Here is an 18,961-nt window from a genome sequence, read left to right on the forward strand (position 1 = left end):
CGATTTACTGTGCGCCCTCATCCCGAGCCGTGTAAGGAATCTCCGCCCAGACAACCTTGCCCACGCCCTGCGGTTTCCAACCCCACCGCGCCAACTTATCAACAATTTTGATGCCAAAACCGCCATATCTATCTTCATGGCCGTTAAGTTTGCGCGGGCCCGTAGGGTTTAAATCTTCCACCTCAATACGAATGTAATCGCTACAGTCGGCAAACCGGACAACAATATTTCCGCCGCCATGCACCACCGCATTTGAAACCAATTCAGACACAACAAGTTCCCCGTCACGGCAGTTAACGCTGCGCCCCCACTCCGCGCATACCTTCGCAAAGTAATGTCGCGCTTGCGCTACCGACGAAGGCTCCGCTGGAAACTCTTGACGAACTGACGTAGGCCGCAACCCCGGCGATTCAAGTTCACCTCGCGCAGGAATACGTACCACAACAATCGCCACGTCATCTTCGGGTGCGTCTGCAAGTTGACGCAGTAACTCTTCACCAATGTGGCTTGCCACGTTCATGGAAACGTTTTTTACAGTCTCTTGCAGCTCTTGCAAACCAACTTGCATAGGGCGGTTTCTGCGCTCAATGAGACCATCCGTATAAAACACCAGCACGTCGCCCACGCGGAGCCTCAACGTCGCGTTTTCTCGTCGCTTAGGTGTGAAGCCGATAAGGCCTCCACCCGCATGGTTCAGCAAAATAACCTCGCCATCGCGGATCAGGATGGGAGGTAAATGGCCGGCCCTCGAATATTCCAGTCCCCAGGCACGCACCCCATTACGGATATGGTGTGCAAGCCGTCCGTACACCATTGAAGCCGGACGCGAAATACCCAACCCATCGACTAAACGATCGACACGTTCCAGCACTTTTGCGGCCGCCGCACGCTCATAGGCATACGAACGCGTGATAGACCGTAGCTGCCCCATTGCCGCGGCAGCCTCAAGATCATGCCCCACAACATCGCCAATAACCACGCCCACCGTATTGGGGTCAACATACAAAATGTCGTACCAGTCGCCGCCCACACGCGCGTGGTCCGACGATGGCGCGTAATACGTCCACACATCCAGTTCTTGCGCATCAACTTGCGTGGGCAGCATCGACTGCTGCAAAGCTTCAGCAAGCTGGTGTTCACGCTGATACAGCTGAATGTTGTCAATCACCATGGCTATGCGGCGAGTAACCGTAGTAAATACTTTGGACGAATCTGCAGTGATGTCTTCAATTGTGAAAGGCAGCCCAAAATCATTGAGCTGAGGGAAAGCACACACCAAAATCCCATGCACTTCGTCTCGGCCCTTAATTTCCTGCAACGCAATAAGACCTTCAGGAGCGAACCCCTCTGCCGTCCACATCTCCTGGAGACGAGTCTTCAATAACGCGTCGAGGGTTCCCGCTGGATGATGCGCATGCACATCAAGCACGATCGTGTCAGGCTGACCACCAGCGAGCATTGTTGCAACCGTATCTGTGGCATGTTCGCCCACTGGAGCTTTAATCGTTGTGTGATGCCGGTGTCGTCTCGCCGCGACTAAGCCTTCCGAATAGAGCAGATGTTCGCGTTCAAGAAAAAACCCAACCCATTGCGCGGAGGTGCTTTCTGTCAAAATATCTGAGACTTTCGTTAAGACATTGGGGTGTTCAATGTCCGTCAATAGTGTTGATATTTCTGACAGCGCATCGAGCGCTGGTATAGCTGAGCCTTCAATAATGTGCTGCGCTTCGCTGCCCTCGGCCAACGGCAGGATTTGAATAATCCAGTACTGTTCATTTTCCTGATCAGTGAGCGGTTCAATAGCAGCTTGGGTCAACAACCATTGCCCCGCAGTCGTAACCACGTCGCAGGTCCACATGTGAGGGTGTTTGGGGTCTGTGGGACGCGAATGACGCGTAGGTGTCCACGATTCCATCGTTCCGGTGGTTTTGTCTTCTCGACGAAGGGTGATTTTACATTCCTCGAGTGTTGTACCTACACATTCTGTTGTGCGCTGTGTGAAGTCCTGAAATGCCTTGTTAAACCACACCACTTTAGAGACGCCAAAATCGGCTTTGACCAGCACACACGGCACTGGTAAGCGGTTAAGAATTGTGGCTGAAACACCGGTAGGAAGTGCTTCCAATGCGGTCGTTTCTTTGCCTCGAGCCATGAACCCATTGTCCATATTCATCGCAAAATCGCCACTCGAAATACAAACACTCTCCCAATTGCGGTGCGTGTCACAGTAATATTCATGTCAGAGTTATCCGGCACTCACGTTTTATTGGGGGATACGTGACCGACCACTATGCGTCTCATAAGCAACACGAGCGCTGCGAGGAATTAGACCTTCAGGTCTCAGAGAGCAGCGCTGTCATTGTGCTGCGCGGTGAGATCGACATCGAAATACAACCGTGCTTCATGCACATTTTGAATGACCTTCGGGGGTTCACGGGCGAAATAACCGTCGATGCGCGAGAAGTTGAATTTATTGATTCCTCAGGAATCGCAATTCTTGGTGAAATAGCGCGTCGCCATCCGAACCGAGTAACACTCATCAACACACCACCGACGATGCTTTTCATCCTTGAAGTCACCGACATCATCAGCTCTGTGCAAGTTGTCTATCCCGAACAGATCCGTTAAAGATATTCCTGCATTAGTTGGAAACCGTCACACACCTTGTGCAGTTTCCACGTTAAGAAAGCAACAGGGCAGGTCCACCACAAGTGGACCTGCCCTATTTTTATGCGTATATGCCTAGAAGGCTACAATCACATCTTCTGGCCAGCAGAACGGAGCTGCTGTGCTGCTTCAACGATACGTGCAGCCATACCAGCTTCAGCAAGCTTGCCCCATGCGCGTGGGTCGTATGCCTTCTTGTTTCCGACCTCGCCGTCAACCTTCAAGACACCGTCGTAGTTGCGGAAGAAGTGGTCAGCCACTGGACGTGAGTATGCGTACTGGGTGTCAGTGTCGATGTTCATCTTGATAACACCGTTGTCTACTGCCTCAGAGATTTCTTCTGCAGTTGAACCTGAACCACCGTGGAATACGAGGTCGAATGGGTTTTCCTTACCAAGAGCTGCACCAACTTCACGCTGAATCTCAGCAAGAAGTGATGGGCGAAGCTTCACTGCACCTGGCTTGTACACGCCGTGTACGTTACCGAAGGTGAGAGCGGTGAGGTAACGGCCGTTTTCGCCTGAACCCAATGCTTTAACTGTTGCAAGACCGTCTTCAACAGTGGTGAAGAGCTTGTCGTTGATCTCAGCTTCGTGGCCGTCTTCTTCACCACCGACAACACCAACCTCAATCTCGAGGATGGTACGTGCTGCTACGGAGAGAGCAAGAAGCTCTTCAGCGATAACAAGGTTCTCGTCGAGTGGGATGTTTGATCCATCGAACATGTGGGACTGGAATGTTGGGTTGTGTCCAGCCTTAACCTGCTCTGCTTCGAGAGCAAGAAGTGGGCGTACCCATGAGTCAAGGTTCTGCTTGGTGCAGTGGTCAGTGTGCAGAGCAATGTTGACGTTGTAGTTCTTTGCTACCTCAGTTGCGTATGCAGCCAAAGCAAGTGAACCTGTGACGCGGTCCTTGATGGTTGAACCGGAAGCGTATTCTGCACCACCAACAGAAACCTGGATGATTCCGTCGGACTCTGCCTCAGCAAAACCCTGGATAGCTGCAGTAACAGTTTGTGAAGATGTGATGTTAACCGCTGGGTAGGCAAACTTGCCTGCCTTCGCGCGGTCGATCATCTCAGCGTAAACCTCTGGGGTTGCGATAGGCATCGAAAAACTCCTGAAAGAGAGGGAATGTAAACGAATGTTCGGCTCTATTTTGTCACAAACATTCACGAACCAGCCTAGGCCGTTCGGCCCGTGAGCAAAAGTCCTGTATCGCTACAGTGCGTCTGCCGGTATCACTCACGGAATATCAGCGTGTTGCACTATCCAACTATGCATGGCGATAGCAGCCGCCGCACCAGCGTTTATAGAGCGTGTGGAACCAAATTGAGTGATGTGCAAAATGTCTTCGGAAATACTTTGTGCTTGTGGGGTTAAGCCCGACTTTTCTTGCCCGAAAACTAGTACACAGTTCTTAGGAAAACGGTATCCCTCGATGGGGATAGAACCATCAATATTATCGATCCCGATAATCGCTAAACCTGCAGCCTGCGCCCACTTAGCAAACTCTTCAGCCGTTTCATGATGCCGCACATGCTGATAGCGGTCAGTCACCATTGCTCCCCGACGGTTCCACCGGCGCTTGCCAATAATGTGAACTTCTTTCACCGCAAAAGCGTTAGCGGTGCGCACCACAGAGCCAATGTTAAGGTCATGACCCCAGTTTTCAATTGCGATGTGCAGGTCGCGCCTATGTTCGTCGAGGTCAGCGATAATCGCATCCATCGTCCAATATCGATACTGATCAATAACGTTTCTACGATCGCCTTCGCGCAGCAATTCTGCATCAAATCGTGGGTCTAAAACACCCTGCTCATCGCGCGGCCATTCCTGCTCACCGCCCGGCCACGGCCCCACCCCAACAACATGTTCTGGTTCGCTTTCAACATCGTCCGCAGAAGCAGGAAGAGTGGAAGGCGTAGCTGGGAACTCCAGCGAATCTGATGACGACACAGACCTATTCTTTCAAGGAAACACTCAGCCCAAAAATTGACCACACGGACACAAAACACGAAAAACACCATGTAGACGAACGAACAATGCCACTATTTTAAAAAATTCTGTGATCATTAACATAGAGGCAACGCTGTGTGACCCGCAGTTTTAAAGTGCAGACACTCAGCACCACTCGCTTAACAGCCACAACTAGAAGGAAGGCAGCGACGTGACTCGTCACATCGACTCATGGCTTACAGACATGGATGGCGTACTCGTCCATGAAGGACACGCAATCCCTGGCGCGCCAGAGTTCATTGCAAGGTTGCGAGAAAAAGAACGTCCCTTCTTGATTCTCACCAACAATTCCATCTTCACCCCACGCGATCTGCGAGCACGCCTCGCAGCTTCAGGTATTGAAGTTCCAGAAGAAGCTATCTGGACGTCAGCCCTTGCAACAGCGAACTTTTGCGCTGATCAAATTCCTGGTGGTTCCGCCTATGCAATCGGTGAAGCAGGCCTAACTACCGCGCTCTATGAAGCTGGGTACACCCTCACTGAGTCCTCCCCCGACTATGTTGTCCTCGGAGAGACTCGCACCTACTCTTTCGAAGCGATTACCAAGGCTGTGCGCCTCATTAACGACGGGGCACGCTTTATCTGCACCAACCCAGACCCAACTGGGCCTTCCGTTGATGGGCCACTACCAGCAACGGGTGCTGTTGCGGCAATGATTACTCGCGCTACACGACGCGAACCGTACTTTGTGGGCAAGCCAAACCCCATGATGTTCCGGTCTGCGCTCAACCGCATCGATGCGCACTCAGAGACAACCGCAATGATTGGTGACCGTATGGACACCGATGTTGTTGCTGGCATTGAAGCAGGGTTGCAGACCTTCCTCGTCATGACTGGTTCGACTCAACCTGATGAAGTTGATCAATACCCGTTCCGGCCATCGGCGATTAAAGATTCCATCGCAGATCTGATTGACCTGATTTAAAACGGTTACGCGTACACGAGGGCGGACCCACACCAACATGTGTGGGTCCGCCCTTGTGTACTGCTGACTAGGAAAGGTCTAGGTCTGCGAGGTCAAAGAGGTAGTGGTAGGTAACCCCGTACGCTTCGATCTTTTCGCGAGCGCCTGTGTTGCGGTCAACGATTGTTGCTACTGCGACGACTTCTGCGCCTGCTTCGCGGCATGCTTCGATTGCCGCGATTGGGGATCCGCCTGTGGTGGTTGTGTCTTCTAGGACGACAACGCGTCGGCCAGAGATGTCTGGTCCTTCGATTTGGCGTTGCATGCCGTGTGCTTTTGCTGCTTTGCGTACGACGAATGCGTCGACGTCGAGGCCTCGTGATGCTGCGGCGTGCAGGAGTGCTGTTGCGATGGGGTCGGCGCCGAGGGTGAGTCCACCGACTGCGTCGATGTCGTCTGGGCCGAGTCCGGCTTCTTCCAGCGCGTCGAGTAGTACGTGTCCGATAAGCGGGGCGGCCCGGTGGTGCAGGGTTACGCGGCGTAGGTCGACGTAGTAGTCTGCTTCTTTTCCTGAGGACAGGGTTACTTTGCCGTGTACGACGGCTAGTTCTTTGATCAGGTCTCGAAGTTGTTCGCGTGGCGTTGGGGAAAGCACAGGTTCATGAGTCACGTCTTAAGAATAACGTGTATCTGGGTGGGTGCTTCGTCTTATTGTGGTGTGGGTTTTTGTCGTGCGTCGCTGCCGCGTAGGTTGCGCACGATGAAGCGTGGCAATGCTCGTAAGAGACCGGATGCTGCCCTGTAGCGTAGTGAAGGTGTTGAGATGACGACTCCTCGTCGTACGTCGAGGAGGGCTGCACGTACTACGTCTGCGGCGTTGAGCCATGCATATTCTGGGACGGCCGTGTAGTCGAGGTGTGCGCGTTCGTGGAATTCGGTGTGGACGAGCCCTGGGCAGAGGACAGTTGCTGTCACGCCTGTGCCGTGGAGTTCGACAGCTAGTCCTTCGGTGAATGTGCGCACCCATGCTTTGTGAGCCGAGTATGGTCCGGTTAGGAATGCTGCAACGGATGAGACGTTGAGGATGGCTCCTCGTCCGCGTTGTGTCATGTGTTGTGCGGCAGTGTGTGAAAGCACCATGACGGCTTGAACCATGACTGCGAGGGCGGCTTGTTGTGCTTCGCGCGTTGAGTCGAGGAAGGTTTCTTGTAGCGTGTAGCCTGCGTTGTTGACGAGTAGGCCGATGGGTCGTTCGTCTTGTGTGAGGCGTGCAATGACGTCGTCTTGGCCTTGTTGTGTGGCTAGGTCTGCGGGGAGTACTTCTACGCGCACGCCTGCAACAGAGCGCAGGTCTGCTGCGAGGACTTCTAATCGTTCTGTATTGCGCGCGACCAGTACAAGGTCGTGTCGGGCAGTAGCGAGCTGCCATGCAAATTCAAGCCCTAAACCTGCTGATGCGCCGGTGATCAGTGCGGTTGCCATGATCTAGCCCTAACCGTGAGTAGTGTCGTCCCGTTCCAGTGTGACGTGCCGTCGTGCAAACCGTACTATCGGCACACCGTAATTCATTAATGCAAAGGCGATACCTGTGAGGTGTCCGATGACTGGCATCTGCCTGTTGTCTGCGCCTTCAATAATGGTGTCTTGAGGTGGCACGATCCCGTCGTGTGCGGCTCGCAAGGATAGGATGCGTGCGCGTTGTGACGGGTCGAGGTTGTCCAGCCTCTCGTCGAGTTGGTCTAATGCTTGTTCAAAGACTGTGTTGTATTCCAGTACTGGCCCGGGGATCATGTCTGGCCGGTGGATTTTTCCACAGATCAATGTTGCGCTTGTTACGAGTTCTGGACATTTCTCAAGGAGTGTTACTGCTGCGCTTGCGCCTGCAGAGGCTCCAACTACGGCTACGCGCTCACCTTGTTGGGTTCTGTTGCGTATCAGGTTTTCGAGTTCGTCCAGGCGGTCTTCGAATCGTGCGTCAAGCGACCAACCCATTGTGTATATGATGACCCGCACGCCTAGCATTCGCCATGGTTGCAGGGCTTTGCTTTGCAAAAACTGCACAAAACGCACCCGATCGAAGAGGCCGGGGATGTAGACGATAGTGAGATCGGTCTTGTTTCTCATAACAGTGTGCCGTCTTTGGTTAGGTAGGCTTGGGGTATGCGCCTAGCTACGTGGAACATTAACTCTATTCGTGCCCGTCTTGATCGTGCGATTGCTTTTCTTGAACGAGAGAACATTGATGTTCTCGCATTGCAAGAAACGAAATGTAAGGATGCACAGTTCCCGTTTGAAGCTTTTGAAGCTGCCGGATATCAGGTGGCACATTTTGGCATCAATCAGTGGAACGGTGTAGCAATAGTGTCACGAGTTGGGCTCGATGACATAGAGGTCGGTTTTCCAAACCAGCCACAATTTGGTGAAACTCCAGTGACAGAAGCTCGTGCACTTGGGGCAACGTGTGGCGGTGTACGTGTGTGGTCGCTGTATGTGCCTAATGGCCGCGAGGTTGACCATCCTCATTACGCGTACAAGCTGGAGTGGCTAGCTGCACTCAAAGACAATGCACGTGAGTGGGTGGCAGCGAATCCTGATGCTCCTATTGCGCTGGTTGGTGACTGGAATGTTGCGCCGTTTGATTCGGACGTATGGGATATCGAATTTTTCGATGGTAAAACACACATCACTGAACCTGAGCGTGCAGCGTTTTTTGCTTTTGAAGAGGCCGGATTTACTGAGGTGAGCCGCACGTTCTTCCCCGAGGAAGGCAAGTACACCTATTGGGATTATCAGCAGCTTCGGTTCCCTAAAAATCAGGGCATGCGCATTGATTTCACATACTGCTCCCCTGCGCTTACACGAGCAGTACAGAGCGTCCACATTGACCGCAATGAGCGAAAAGGCAAGGGCGCCTCAGATCACGTTCCGGTTATTTTGGACATTTCATAAGAATTGCCGGGCCTGCCAACCCCTTCTGGAAACTTTCCAATGGGTGAAACTTGCCACGTTTAAACCAGCGCGCGCCATGCTGACTAGGCATGACGAGGCAGCCCAAAAAACGTGACGTTATCAGATCGTGACAATCTCAAATTTTGTGCTTAGAGTGTTTGAGTCTCGATTTTCATAACTTTGCAAGTGTCGAGATGCCAAGGTGAACGCCTAACGCTACCGGCGCCTTGGGTCCTGGACTATTCCGGTAGCAGTGGGGGAACCACTTTTGGCTGCGCTACTGTGTAGCACTGCAGTCTTGGGGTGAAGCCGTAGGCTCCACAGCATTGCTGGGACGCCTAGGCCGGGGCATACCTCGCTCCGAATCCGACAGCTCACTTCACAGGCGTCTTGAGGTACATATACATGTCAAGCATTCGCTTTGACGCGCCACAAAACGCTCATACAGATGACACTATTGCGGCGCCAGAACATTCATCTTCACAACGCTCATTCAAAAATACTCTCGCTCTTCGGCTCAGTTCGCTCGCGATCGCAGCTAGTGTTGCATCGGTCGGCCTTATTTCAGCGCCCGCAGCACAAGCCGCAACTGTTTCACAAACAGCCGGCACAACAACCGCTACGACCGGAGCAGCCGCAGCCGCTGTACAAGCAGCACAAACCGCCGCGCCTAAGAAGGTGCGTGCCGCAATCTCAATTAAAGCCTCTAAGAAGAGCTGGACCAAAGGCTCCAAAGCTGCAAAAGTTTCCGTCAAGGTCAAAGCCAAAGGCAAAACTGCCAAAGGTAAGGTGCGCATTTATGACGGCACAAAGCGTCTACGCACCATCAAGCTGAAAAATGGAAAGGCTAGCTACCGCCTGCCTAAGAAACTTTCAGCTAAAAAGCACACCATCAAAGTGATCTACACGCCTTCTGGTTCAAGTGCGAAGGTTGTCAAACCAACCTCGAAGTCCATCAAGGTGCGGGTAAAGTCCCCAAGTAAGTCACAGCGCATCGTCCGCGAAGCAAAAAAGCACGTTGGTGTTCCCTACGTATGGGGCGGCACAAGCCCTAAACGTGGATTCGACTGCTCCGGCTTCACCTCATACGTGTACAAAAAAGCTGGTGTAGCTAAACTGCCACGCTCCTCCGGTGCACAACGCTACGCAGGCAAGCGAGTTTCCCGCTCTAAGGCACGCGCTGGCGACCTCGTCTGGACACCAGGCCACATTGCCATCTACATGGGCAAGGGAAAAATTATCGACGCCCCACGCCCAGGTAAAAGCATCAAGGTACGCAAAATGCACCAAAAGAACCCAACTTTTATTCGGGTCTGAGTGACACTGCATCACACATAAAACGTGTGGGGGGTGGCAATCATTACTGATTGCCACCCCCCACACGTTTATTCAGTTTTATTGCTTTGGCACACGTAACAAGCTGAAAAAGCCCTCTAACGCAGCAGCAATGTCTGCTGATTGCGTTGATGTCTGTGTGGAACTTTCTAACAACCATTGCACATGAAGCCCCTCAAGCAGGGCCGACAAAGCCCGAGATGAGGACTGCACATCAATGTCGTCACGGATGATCCCGCGCTCAACGCCTTCAGCTAAGATTTCACGATATTTCTTCAGCAACCATCGGTTGCGTAAAACAAAATATTCGTGCGCTGGATGGTGTGGATTCGTTGCCTCCATTGCCATTCTTGTAAAAAGACAAGCAGCGCCGGGCCGTTCCATATTACGTTGAAGCAACAGCACGAACGCCTCGCCTGAAAACCAAGCCTCGGCTGTTGCTGTTTCATTCATCCATTTCAGATCTTGTTGATCACGGTGTTCTAACACCGCCATCAGCAATGCATTTTTATTTGGGAAATGATGAAGTAGCCCCGGATGCGACATGCCTACTTGTGCAGCAATGTCACGCAAGGACGTTTCATGAAATCCAACATTCCCAAAAAGACGCGCTGCAGCTTCTAAAATTTCTTCTCGTGCTGCAAGACCACGTGCATATTTTTTTCGAGGTCCCCCTTCGTTCCTCTTAGAGCCACCTTCGGCTTTAGACTGTTTCCCCTGCTCAACGGCCATTTTTAACCCTCTCGGTCGCCACCAAAATAATACCAAACAATTGGAAAGAATTCGGTGGCGACCGGTCGAGGACTACTCCACAGTAACCATTAACCCGCTCGGAATTGCAACGTCTCCGCTCTCGTCTACTTCACGATAATCAACAACAATGTGAGCGCCTTCTTTCGCTTGACCAGCAAGAATAAGTCGCGCCAATTGATCACCAATTTCTCGTTGCACGAGACGACGCAGTGGGCGCGCACCATAAATGGGGTCAAACCCAGTCTCTGCTAACCATTGACGCGCACGATCAGACACACGCACCGTCATATTCCGATCAGCAACGCGAGCCGCGATCTCCGCCACTTGGATATCAACAATCTGGCCAAGTTGATCCACAGACAACGGATCAAACATGACAACGTCATCAAGCCGGTTTAAAAACTCTGGCTTAAAGTGACTACGCACCGCTGCCATAACCGCCTCATGCTTCGCCTCAGCATCTGCCGTCGAGTCAACCAAAAATTGTGAACCCAAATTCGATGTCATCACAAGGATGGCGTTCCGGAAATCAACTGTCCGGCCTTGCCCATCAGTGAGGCGCCCGTCATCCAAAACTTGCAGCAAAATGTCGAACACCTCAGGGTGAGCTTTTTCTACCTCGTCCAACAACACAACCGTGTATGGACGACGACGAACCGCCTCCGTAAGCTGGCCACCCTCGTCGTATCCAACATATCCAGGAGGTGCCCCAACAAGCCGAGCAACAGAATGCTTCTCACCGTATTCGGACATGTCCACACGAACCATTGCCCGCTCGTCGTCAAACAAAAACTCAGCCAACGCCTTCGCTAGCTCGGTTTTTCCAACACCTGTTGGACCCAAAAACAAGAAAGACCCTGTAGGGCGGTTTGGATCGCTCACACCTGCACGCGAGCGCCGCACCGCATCAGATACTGTTTGCACGGCAGCGGTTTGCCCGATGAGCCGTTGACCGATGCGGTCTTCCATCTCAAGCAGCTTTTGGCTTTCTCCCTGCAACAGACGCCCCACGGGGACGCCCGTCCATGACGATACAACTTCAGCGATCTCGTTTGCGTCTACTTTGTCGCCGACAAGCTTGTCTTCGGTTTCCTCGCTTCGCAGTTCTTGCTCAGCAGACATGGCTTCTTCAAGTTCGCGGCTAATTGCGGGGATCTCGCCATAAAGGATCTTTGAAGCCGCAGCAAGGTCGCCTTCCAGCTTTGCACGGTCGGCTTGGGAGGTAAGTTCGTCTAGCTTTTTGCGTAGTTCTCCTGCTTTGTTCAATCCGCCGCGCTCACGCTGCCAGCGTGCATTCAGCACAGCCAACTTCTCGTTTGCGTCGGCAAGTGTGGCTCGGACCTCGTCTAATCGTGTGTCAGCGCCTGATGCGTCGGACGCCTGTAACGCGATTTCTTCCATCTTCAACCGCTCAATGGAACGCTCCAGCATGTCGATTTCGACAGGAGACGAGTCCATTTCCATGCGCAGGCGTGAAGCGGCCTCATCGATCAAGTCGATCGCTTTGTCTGGCATGCGCCGGCCCGTGATGTACCGGTTTGAGAGAGTAGCGGCAGCAACAAGAGCACCATCAGAGATCTCGACCTCGTGGTGTGCTTCGTACCGTGATTTCAGACCACGCAAGATCGCAATCGTGTCCTCAACGGATGGCTCGCCAACAAAGACCTGCTGGAATCGACGTTCTAGCGCGGGGTCTTTTTCGATATTTTCGCGATATTCATCGAGGGTGGTTGCACCAACTAGACGCAGTTCTCCGCGGGCAAGCATGGGTTTGAGCATGTTTCCTGCATCCATCGCACCTTCGGACCCGCCCCCAGCGCCGACGACTGTGTGGAGTTCGTCAATAAAGGTGATGATTTCGCCTTCAGAGTTTTTGATCTCGTCCAACACAGATTTCAGGCGCTCTTCAAAGTCGCCACGGAATTTTGCTCCAGCAACCATCGCGGACAGGTCTAACGAAATAAGGCGCTTATTACGCAAAGACTCTGGGACATCGTTTTTGACGATGCGTTGCGCTAACCCTTCAACAACAGCAGTTTTTCCGACACCTGGTTCACCGATGAGGACGGGGTTGTTTTTTGTGCGTCGTGACAGAACTTGGATGACTCGTCTGATTTCGTCGTCGCGGCCAATAACAGGGTCCAGTTTTGCGTCTTTAGCGGATTGGGTGAGGTCCACTCCGTATTTTTGCAGGGCTTTGTATGTGCCTTCGGGGTTTTGTGATTGGCTGTCTTTGCCGGCACGAATTTTTGGTAGTTCTGCTTTGAGTACTTCATATGTTGCACCTGATTTACGCAACATTTCGGCTGCAGGTGTGTCTGTTTGGGCGATGCCTAACAGGAGGTGTTCGGTGGACGTGTAGACGTCTGAGGTTTCGGCGGCTTCGGCGCTTGCTTTTTGCAAGGCGATACCTAGCGAATGTGCTGCTGTTGGGTCTGACGTTGATGTGCCACTTACGGTAGGCAGCGCGACGAGGGCACGCCGCACGTCTGCCCCTAACGCGGTGACGTCGATTCGTGCGGCTTTCAGCAGTTCAACAGCAAAGCCGTCTTGCTGGTTCAGCAATGCTTGTAACAGGTGTAGCGCTTCTACTTGCGGGTTCTTTGCCGCAGTGGCGCTCTGGATGGCATCGCTGAGTGCCTGCTGCGACATAGAAGTAAATTTTTGTTCCATGAATCCTCCTATGACGATGTGTGATGAGAACCTAAACAGTCCACATCCTCAAAGTTGAGTCTAGTACACTCAACTTTGAGTTTCTAGATATACAACAGCACGAACCCACGGTTCACCCCACTCACACGTGAAGCAAACCAGCCTATAAATAGTGTTAAAGCACGAATGTGAATACTGTTAAAACATGAAATCAAAACTTGCCATAGCACTCGCCCTCGCGATGGCATTCCTACTCAGCGGCTGCATGCGTATGCAGGTAAACGTCGAACTTGAAGAAGACGACAAAGCCTCCGGCTCAATAGTCTTCGCAGTATCAGACACCGCAGCAGAACAACTAGGAGTGTCCCCCGACGAACTCTTTACCGCAATGACTGCAGAAGGAGACGTAGCACCCGAAGGCTCAACAGCTGAAGACTACGCCCAAGACGGTTACACCGGAAAGAAATACACGTTCGAATCCCAGCCCCTCGACTCGTCATTCAACGACCCCAACCTCACCATCACACGTGACGGCGACGACTACGTCGTTACAGGAAAATTCAATGCAGAGGAAGCCGGAATCCCGGCTGAAAACGAAGACGACCCAGCAGTAACAGCACTACTAGAACAAGTGGACATCTCGTTCAACATCACTTTCCCAGGCGAAGTAAAAGAATCCAACGGAACAGTAAACGGAAAAACAGTCACCTGGACCTACGCCATCGGTGAAGACCTCACGATGTCCGCCCGCGGATCAGCGGAATCATCAGGAGCAGGGATGCCAGCGCTCCTCGTCATTGGCCTCACAATCGGAGCACTCATCCTCGTCGGAGCAATAATTGCCGGAGTAGTAGCCTCCAACAACCGCAAAAAATCCTTCGACGACGACCCCGGCCCCTACCCAGCTGCCGGATCCCAAACCTTCCAACAAGGCTACCAACCAGGCGGATACACCCAACCTGGTCAACCCGACTACACCCCACCCATGGGGCACGACGAACCACACGCCCGCAGCCACCCAGACTACGAGGCAGAACCACACGACGAAGCCCCAACACCCACAACCGACACACCAACTGAAGAAAACGAAGAGTCACCTCCCACCGAACAACAGGGGTACACTCAGCCACAACAGGACTACACCCCACCACCTCCCACCCAACAATTCCCCCAACCACCTGTCGACCCACAGAACCCGGAGAACCCGCAACAATGAGCATCGCCGCCCCATGGACTACTGACATACTCGGTTCAGAATGGGCGGCACGTGCCATACCGTTGGGTGTAGACGACGAAGGCCCAGTCACCGCGACATTGATCCGTCGCGCGGCTGGCCCCCGTCACACCCGGGCAGTCTTGTACATACACGGGTTCGTCGATTACTTCTTCCAAGAACACCAAGCAGAACACTTCGAAAACCTCGGATACGACTTTTACGCTGTAGACCTGCGCAAATACGGGCGATCCCTCCACGAAGGCCAAACCCCGAACTACATTGACAACTTGGCAGAATACCGCCACGAACTCGACTCTGCAGCACGCATTATCAAACGGGAAGGACACGACGAACTCCTCGTCCTCGGTCACTCAACCGGCGGGCTCATCGCCGCTCTCTGGGCAAATGCACGCACCAACACACCCGTCACAGGCGTGCCACACATTAGCGCGCTCATCCTCAACTCACCATGGTTTGACCTCAACAAGCCGTGGTTCCACAGAACACTGGCAACCCGTGCGCTCAACCAGCTGGCAAAAATTACCCCACACACAGTCATCGGCAGCCTCAAACCGTATTACGGTAAGGCCCTGCACAAAGACACTGGCGGCGAATGGGATTACGACCTCGCGTTAAAACCACACAACGGGTTTCCAATACGCGCGGGATGGTTTGCCGCCATACGTCGCGGCCATCAACGCATCAAAAATGGCTTACACATCGACTGCCCCGTGCTCGTTTTAGCGTCGCGTCGTTCAGGGAGCGCCGAAACACACCACGACCGGCTCACCACAACAGACTCCGTATTAAATGTTCGACACATAGAACTCGGAGCCCACAAACTCGGTAAAGATGTCACCTTCGTGCCAATCGCACGCGGCGCCCACGACCTATCGCTCTCCCCTGAGCCCGCACGCACCGCCTACTTTGATGCTATCGACGCGTGGCTTACAGGACTCGAAGACCACTAACCCATTACACCGATTAATCGTCTTGTCGTAGCGAACTATCTTGAGCTTGTGCCTTACGCAAAGCACGCAACCGCGACTCCAGTTGCACCGCAACATCGTCACTCACCTGCAAGCCTTTGCTTTCTACCGCACGGGCTTCACGACGAGCATGCTCTTGATCCTCAGCAAGTTCGTTGACGGTTAAAAAATCATTATCTATCTGGTGTGTGCGCATACCCGCACGTCCAACCATGTGTGCAGCAACGGGGGCAGTTAACAACTGAAAAACCACAACAAGGAATAGCAGCCCAACAACACTCCAACTACGCACCCGCAACGCCTCAGCGCTCAACATCAAAAGAAGACCCAGCACTTGAGGTTTCGTTGCAGCGTGCATGCGGGCAAACAAGTCAGGGAAACGAAGCACACCCACGCCAGCCGCAAACGTCAAAAAGGCGCCCAACAGCAAACATACGGCAGCAGCACCATCAGCGAAGTTCTCCCACGTCACTGTTCTTCCTCCCGCTCAAGCACAGACTTACGAACAGCCTCATCATGTTCGATCTCAGCAGTGGTGCGCACGCGCTTCTCCTCATGCTTTTCGCGAGCCGCAAACCGAGCTACCGTCACCGACCCTACAAAGCCCACCAAAGACAACACAACAAGGATCGGTAACGTATCTATCCGCTTTGAATATGCTGCCTCTAACGCAATACCGCCGATCAACACCGTGGCAAAAAGATCCAACGCGATCGTACGGTTCAACATTGATGGGCCTTTTTCTGCCCTAATCAACGCCATCACTCCTGCTGCCACCAACAACACGGCACATATAACTGCAACAACAATCATGCTGCGCCCTCCTGACTGGAATCTGCTCCGCGACGCTTACGCGAATGCAACAACACCCCAGCACGTTCCAGTTCCTGCTGTGAAGCAAAAGCCCGCATCACACGTGCCTCCAAGTCCAACACATCTTGGCGGACTTTCTCCACGCCTCCGTATAAGTCAAGATCGAGGATGTGCAGATACAACGTGTCCGTGTCTTGATCAGCTTCCACAACAATGGAACCGGGAACAAGACAGCTTAATTCGGACGTCAAAGTCAAATACAAATCTGAATCACTACGCAAATTCACGCGCACAATAGCGCCCCGCGGCTGATAACCAAACCGAAACGCTTGCACAGCAACTTGAAAAGACGCAGCAACCAGGTCGAACACAAAACGAGCAATTAAATACGCTACAAAATGCGGCCTAATCCGTCCCCGAAAATCAATTGCAGGAAGCGGCATAAACCAAGCTACAAGCAGCGCCAAAGCAACGCCCGCAACCAGATTTCCCCACGTCAGATCACCCCACAACAACACCCACACAACAGTGAGCCACAAGGTAGTCAACCATTGGGCTGTGCCCAATGTGCGGCGTGTTCGCATCAGTTCACCACCCCATCGTCGCCGGTATCAACCACATCAGATTCATCTACAGGATCAGGCCCCTGCACGGGAGTCGAATTCCCCTCGCCTCGACCCTCGTCGCCAAGCACTGCATCAATGTAACGAGAGTTATCCATCATGGTTGTTGCAGCACGGTTTGCATACGCATACATGGGCCCCGCAACAACAGTGATCAGCACAGACAACACCACCATCACAGTTGCAGGACCAGCAAGCGCAACAGGCAATGATGCGTTCGGCAAGGGTTTAGGTGCAGGCTGCCAAAACGCCTTGTTCCAGGCTTTCACGATGGCGTACAGCGTCAGCAGTGAAGCAACAACACCACCGATCACTAGTACATACGCTAACGAGGTACCGGCGTCGACTCCTGCTTCCAGCAAACCAACTTTTCCTAAGAATCCAGAGAATGGTGGAATGCCGGCTAGGTTCATGGCAGGGATGAAGAACAGCACGGCAAGGAAAGGAGCCGTTTTTGCTAGGCCGCCAAGTTTCGACAAGGAGGTGGTGCCGCCGCGTCGCTCGATCAACCCAACAATCAAAAACAGTGTCGTCTGCACCGTAATGTGGTGGGCTACATAAAATACGGCAGCGCCCAACCCGATACGTGAACCTAACGCAATACCAAACAGCATGTATCCGATGTGACTGACTAACGTAAACGACAGCAAACGTTTGATATCGTTCTGCGCTACCGCACCCATGATGCCGATGAGCATTGTTGCTAAGGCCAGCCACATCAGCACGTCATTCAACTGTCCTTGCGGGAAAAGGAGAGTCTGTGTGCGAATAATCGCGTACACACCAACCTTCGTCAGCAAGCCCGCGAATACGGCTGTCACTGGTGCTGGCGCGGTGGGATACGAGTCAGGCAGCCAACTGGACAGCGGAAAAATAGCGGCTTTAATGCCGAAAGCGACAAGCAGTAATGCCTGCAAAACGAGCGCGACCTGTGGGTCAATTTCGCTTAATCGCACACCCAGTTGAGCGAGGTTAACTGTTCCAGTAGCAGCATAAATACTTGCTATCGCAATCAAAAAGATGAGCGACGACAGCAGCGCTACCACCACGTAGATTGCACCGGCTCGTATGCGTTCAAACGTGCCACCCAACGTCAAGAGCACGTATGAGGCTGCCAGCAGGATCTCGAAACCAACATACAAGTTGAAAAGGTCGCCAGCTAAGAACGCATTAGATACACCCGCGGCAAGCACTAAATATGTGGGGTGGTAGATAGACACTGGTGCTTTCGCTGAGTCGGTAATGCCCTGCCCAAGCGAGTACAACAAAACGCACAACAGCACGGTGGAAGACACCGTGAGCATTAACGCTGATAGGCGGTCGCCCACGAGGTTGATGCCTACCGGGGCGGCCCATTCACCGACGTTCACGACGATTGGGCCCTGATCTGCTGCCCACATCATCACACCAGAGAACACGACCATTAACGCCAGTGCGGTGACTGTGATGATCTGCTGAATTTTGTCGTGCCGGTACATCGCTAATGCGAGGCCTGCCGCGCATAGCGGGATGACGACTGGTAGTGGAACAAGCCATGTAAAGTCAGTCATTCTTTACCTCGTCTTGTTCACTAGAGTCTGATGTTTCGTCTCGTGCCGAAATTGCGTCGGCGTCAATGTTGATTTCAAAGTCGCTGCTGTCGTCGTTGTCGGCGCCTGCCACTGTTGGCGCATTCTTTGCGGCGATCCGTGCGATACGGCGGTCTTCGAGGTCGTCTTGAACCTCATCGTGGCCAAGTAGCTGCCAAGACCGATATGCCATGGCAAGGACGAAGGCCGTTAGGCCGAGCGTGATCACGATGGCTGTCAGTACCATCGCTTGCGGTAGAGGGTCGCTCATGTCTTCGTCTGCGGTGAGCCCGACGATAGGCGCGCCGCCCGCGGCTCCTCCTGAGATGAGGAACAGAATGTTGACGCCGTTTCCGATGAGGATGAAGCCGAGTAGTACGCGGGTCAGTGAGCGTTCGAGGATTAAATACACTCCGGCTGTCACGAAAGCGCCCACGGCAAGGACGAGCACTAGTGATGGTGTCATGTCGATGA

General features: G+C 53.0%; 19 protein-coding genes and 1 riboswitch. Of the genes, 6 read left to right on the forward strand and 13 right to left on the reverse strand.

Annotated features, from left to right (window positions below; translation table 11 throughout):
* Positions 1 to 4 precede the first annotated feature (4 nt).
* Positions 5 to 2,152, reverse strand: coding sequence for an ATP-binding SpoIIE family protein phosphatase (locus ACR9EC_RS08225; protein WP_435298747.1), 2,148 nt, complete (start codon positions 2,150 to 2,152; stop codon positions 5 to 7).
* Positions 2,153 to 2,277: 125 nt separating this feature from the next.
* Here ACR9EC_RS08225 and ACR9EC_RS08230 point away from each other — a divergent pair, with 125 nt between their 5' ends.
* Positions 2,278 to 2,628, forward strand: a complete 351-nt coding sequence (locus ACR9EC_RS08230) for an STAS domain-containing protein (protein ID WP_435298748.1) — start codon at positions 2,278 to 2,280, stop codon at positions 2,626 to 2,628.
* Between the two features lie 128 nt (positions 2,629 to 2,756).
* Here ACR9EC_RS08230 and fbaA read toward each other — a convergent pair whose 3' ends face one another.
* On the reverse strand, positions 2,757 to 3,776 hold the full coding sequence (gene fbaA / locus ACR9EC_RS08235; protein ID WP_435298749.1) for a class II fructose-bisphosphate aldolase: 1,020 nt from the start codon (positions 3,774 to 3,776) through the stop codon (positions 2,757 to 2,759).
* Positions 3,777 to 3,911: 135 nt separating this feature from the next.
* Positions 3,912 to 4,625 (reverse strand): TrmH family RNA methyltransferase, encoded by a 714-nt coding sequence (locus ACR9EC_RS08240; RefSeq protein WP_435298750.1) that lies wholly within the window; start codon positions 4,623 to 4,625, stop codon positions 3,912 to 3,914.
* 211 nt (positions 4,626 to 4,836) lie between these two features.
* Between ACR9EC_RS08240 and ACR9EC_RS08245 the strand changes: the two genes are divergently transcribed.
* On the forward strand, positions 4,837 to 5,610 hold the full coding sequence (locus tag ACR9EC_RS08245) for an HAD-IIA family hydrolase (RefSeq protein ID WP_435298751.1): 774 nt from the start codon (positions 4,837 to 4,839) through the stop codon (positions 5,608 to 5,610).
* 67 nt (positions 5,611 to 5,677) lie between these two features.
* Here ACR9EC_RS08245 and pyrE read toward each other — a convergent pair whose 3' ends face one another.
* Genes pyrE through ACR9EC_RS08260 form a run of 3 tightly spaced genes read right to left on the reverse strand, consistent with a single transcriptional unit; the run spans position 5,678 to position 7,713 of the window.
* Positions 5,678 to 6,259, reverse strand: a complete 582-nt coding sequence (gene pyrE, locus ACR9EC_RS08250; protein WP_435298752.1) for an orotate phosphoribosyltransferase — start codon at positions 6,257 to 6,259, stop codon at positions 5,678 to 5,680.
* Between the two features lie 38 nt (positions 6,260 to 6,297).
* Complete coding sequence (locus ACR9EC_RS08255; RefSeq protein WP_435298753.1) at positions 6,298 to 7,071, reverse strand: SDR family NAD(P)-dependent oxidoreductase; 774 nt, start codon at positions 7,069 to 7,071, stop codon at positions 6,298 to 6,300.
* A 9-nt stretch (positions 7,072 to 7,080) separates the two neighbouring features.
* The gene (locus ACR9EC_RS08260; RefSeq protein ID WP_435298754.1) at positions 7,081 to 7,713 is read right to left on the reverse strand and encodes a hypothetical protein; all 633 of its coding nucleotides are present in this window, start codon (positions 7,711 to 7,713) and stop codon (positions 7,081 to 7,083) included.
* A gap of 36 nt (positions 7,714 to 7,749) precedes the next feature.
* Between ACR9EC_RS08260 and ACR9EC_RS08265 the strand changes: the two genes are divergently transcribed.
* Entirely contained in the window at positions 7,750 to 8,538 is a 789-nt protein-coding gene (locus ACR9EC_RS08265; protein ID WP_435298755.1) for an exodeoxyribonuclease III, read from the forward strand.
* A gap of 197 nt (positions 8,539 to 8,735) precedes the next feature.
* Positions 8,736 to 8,941: riboswitch (cyclic di-AMP (ydaO/yuaA leader) on the forward strand.
* A 2-nt stretch (positions 8,942 to 8,943) separates the two neighbouring features.
* On the forward strand, positions 8,944 to 9,855 hold the full coding sequence (locus tag ACR9EC_RS08270) for a C40 family peptidase (protein WP_435298756.1): 912 nt from the start codon (positions 8,944 to 8,946) through the stop codon (positions 9,853 to 9,855).
* 78 nt (positions 9,856 to 9,933) lie between these two features.
* On the opposite strand, the gene ACR9EC_RS08275 is transcribed toward ACR9EC_RS08270, so the two are convergent.
* Positions 9,934 to 10,605 carry a TetR/AcrR family transcriptional regulator gene (locus ACR9EC_RS08275; protein ID WP_435298757.1) on the reverse strand — a complete coding sequence of 224 codons (672 nt, stop codon included), beginning with the start codon at positions 10,603 to 10,605 and terminating at the stop codon, positions 9,934 to 9,936.
* A 72-nt stretch (positions 10,606 to 10,677) separates the two neighbouring features.
* On the reverse strand, positions 10,678 to 13,299 hold the full coding sequence (clpB, locus tag ACR9EC_RS08280; RefSeq protein ID WP_435298758.1) for an ATP-dependent chaperone ClpB: 2,622 nt from the start codon (positions 13,297 to 13,299) through the stop codon (positions 10,678 to 10,680).
* A 184-nt stretch (positions 13,300 to 13,483) separates the two neighbouring features.
* Here clpB and ACR9EC_RS08285 point away from each other — a divergent pair, with 184 nt between their 5' ends.
* Together ACR9EC_RS08285 and ACR9EC_RS08290 are read left to right on the forward strand one after the other, a co-directional pair.
* Entirely contained in the window at positions 13,484 to 14,494 is a 1,011-nt protein-coding gene (locus tag ACR9EC_RS08285; protein WP_435298759.1) for an LppM family (lipo)protein, read from the forward strand.
* The gene (locus ACR9EC_RS08290; protein ID WP_435298760.1) at positions 14,491 to 15,465 is read left to right on the forward strand and encodes an alpha/beta hydrolase; all 975 of its coding nucleotides are present in this window, start codon (positions 14,491 to 14,493) and stop codon (positions 15,463 to 15,465) included. The genes ACR9EC_RS08285 and ACR9EC_RS08290 overlap by 4 nt, the downstream gene beginning before the upstream one ends.
* 13 nt (positions 15,466 to 15,478) lie before the next feature.
* Here ACR9EC_RS08290 and mnhG read toward each other — a convergent pair whose 3' ends face one another.
* The 5 genes from mnhG to ACR9EC_RS08315 are packed head-to-tail and all read right to left on the reverse strand — an operon-like array spanning position 15,479 to position 18,953.
* Positions 15,479 to 15,955, reverse strand: coding sequence for a monovalent cation/H(+) antiporter subunit G (gene mnhG, locus ACR9EC_RS08295; RefSeq protein ID WP_435298761.1), 477 nt, complete (start codon positions 15,953 to 15,955; stop codon positions 15,479 to 15,481).
* The gene (locus ACR9EC_RS08300) at positions 15,952 to 16,296 is read right to left on the reverse strand and encodes a monovalent cation/H+ antiporter complex subunit F (protein WP_435298762.1); all 345 of its coding nucleotides are present in this window, start codon (positions 16,294 to 16,296) and stop codon (positions 15,952 to 15,954) included. Before ACR9EC_RS08300 ends, mnhG begins: the two co-directional genes overlap by 4 nt.
* The gene (locus tag ACR9EC_RS08305) at positions 16,293 to 16,880 is read right to left on the reverse strand and encodes a Na+/H+ antiporter subunit E (protein WP_435298763.1); all 588 of its coding nucleotides are present in this window, start codon (positions 16,878 to 16,880) and stop codon (positions 16,293 to 16,295) included. The genes ACR9EC_RS08300 and ACR9EC_RS08305 overlap by 4 nt, the downstream gene beginning before the upstream one ends.
* Positions 16,880 to 18,469, reverse strand: coding sequence for a Na+/H+ antiporter subunit D (locus ACR9EC_RS08310; RefSeq protein ID WP_435298764.1), 1,590 nt, complete (start codon positions 18,467 to 18,469; stop codon positions 16,880 to 16,882). Before ACR9EC_RS08310 ends, ACR9EC_RS08305 begins: the two co-directional genes overlap by 1 nt.
* Positions 18,462 to 18,953 carry a Na(+)/H(+) antiporter subunit C gene (locus tag ACR9EC_RS08315; RefSeq protein WP_435300638.1) on the reverse strand — a complete coding sequence of 164 codons (492 nt, stop codon included), beginning with the start codon at positions 18,951 to 18,953 and terminating at the stop codon, positions 18,462 to 18,464. The genes ACR9EC_RS08310 and ACR9EC_RS08315 overlap by 8 nt, the downstream gene beginning before the upstream one ends.
* Positions 18,954 to 18,961: the final 8 nt, after the last annotated feature.

Source organism: Timonella sp. A28, from assembly GCF_051200815.1.
Classification (GTDB): domain Bacteria; phylum Actinomycetota; class Actinomycetes; order Actinomycetales; family Cellulomonadaceae; genus Timonella.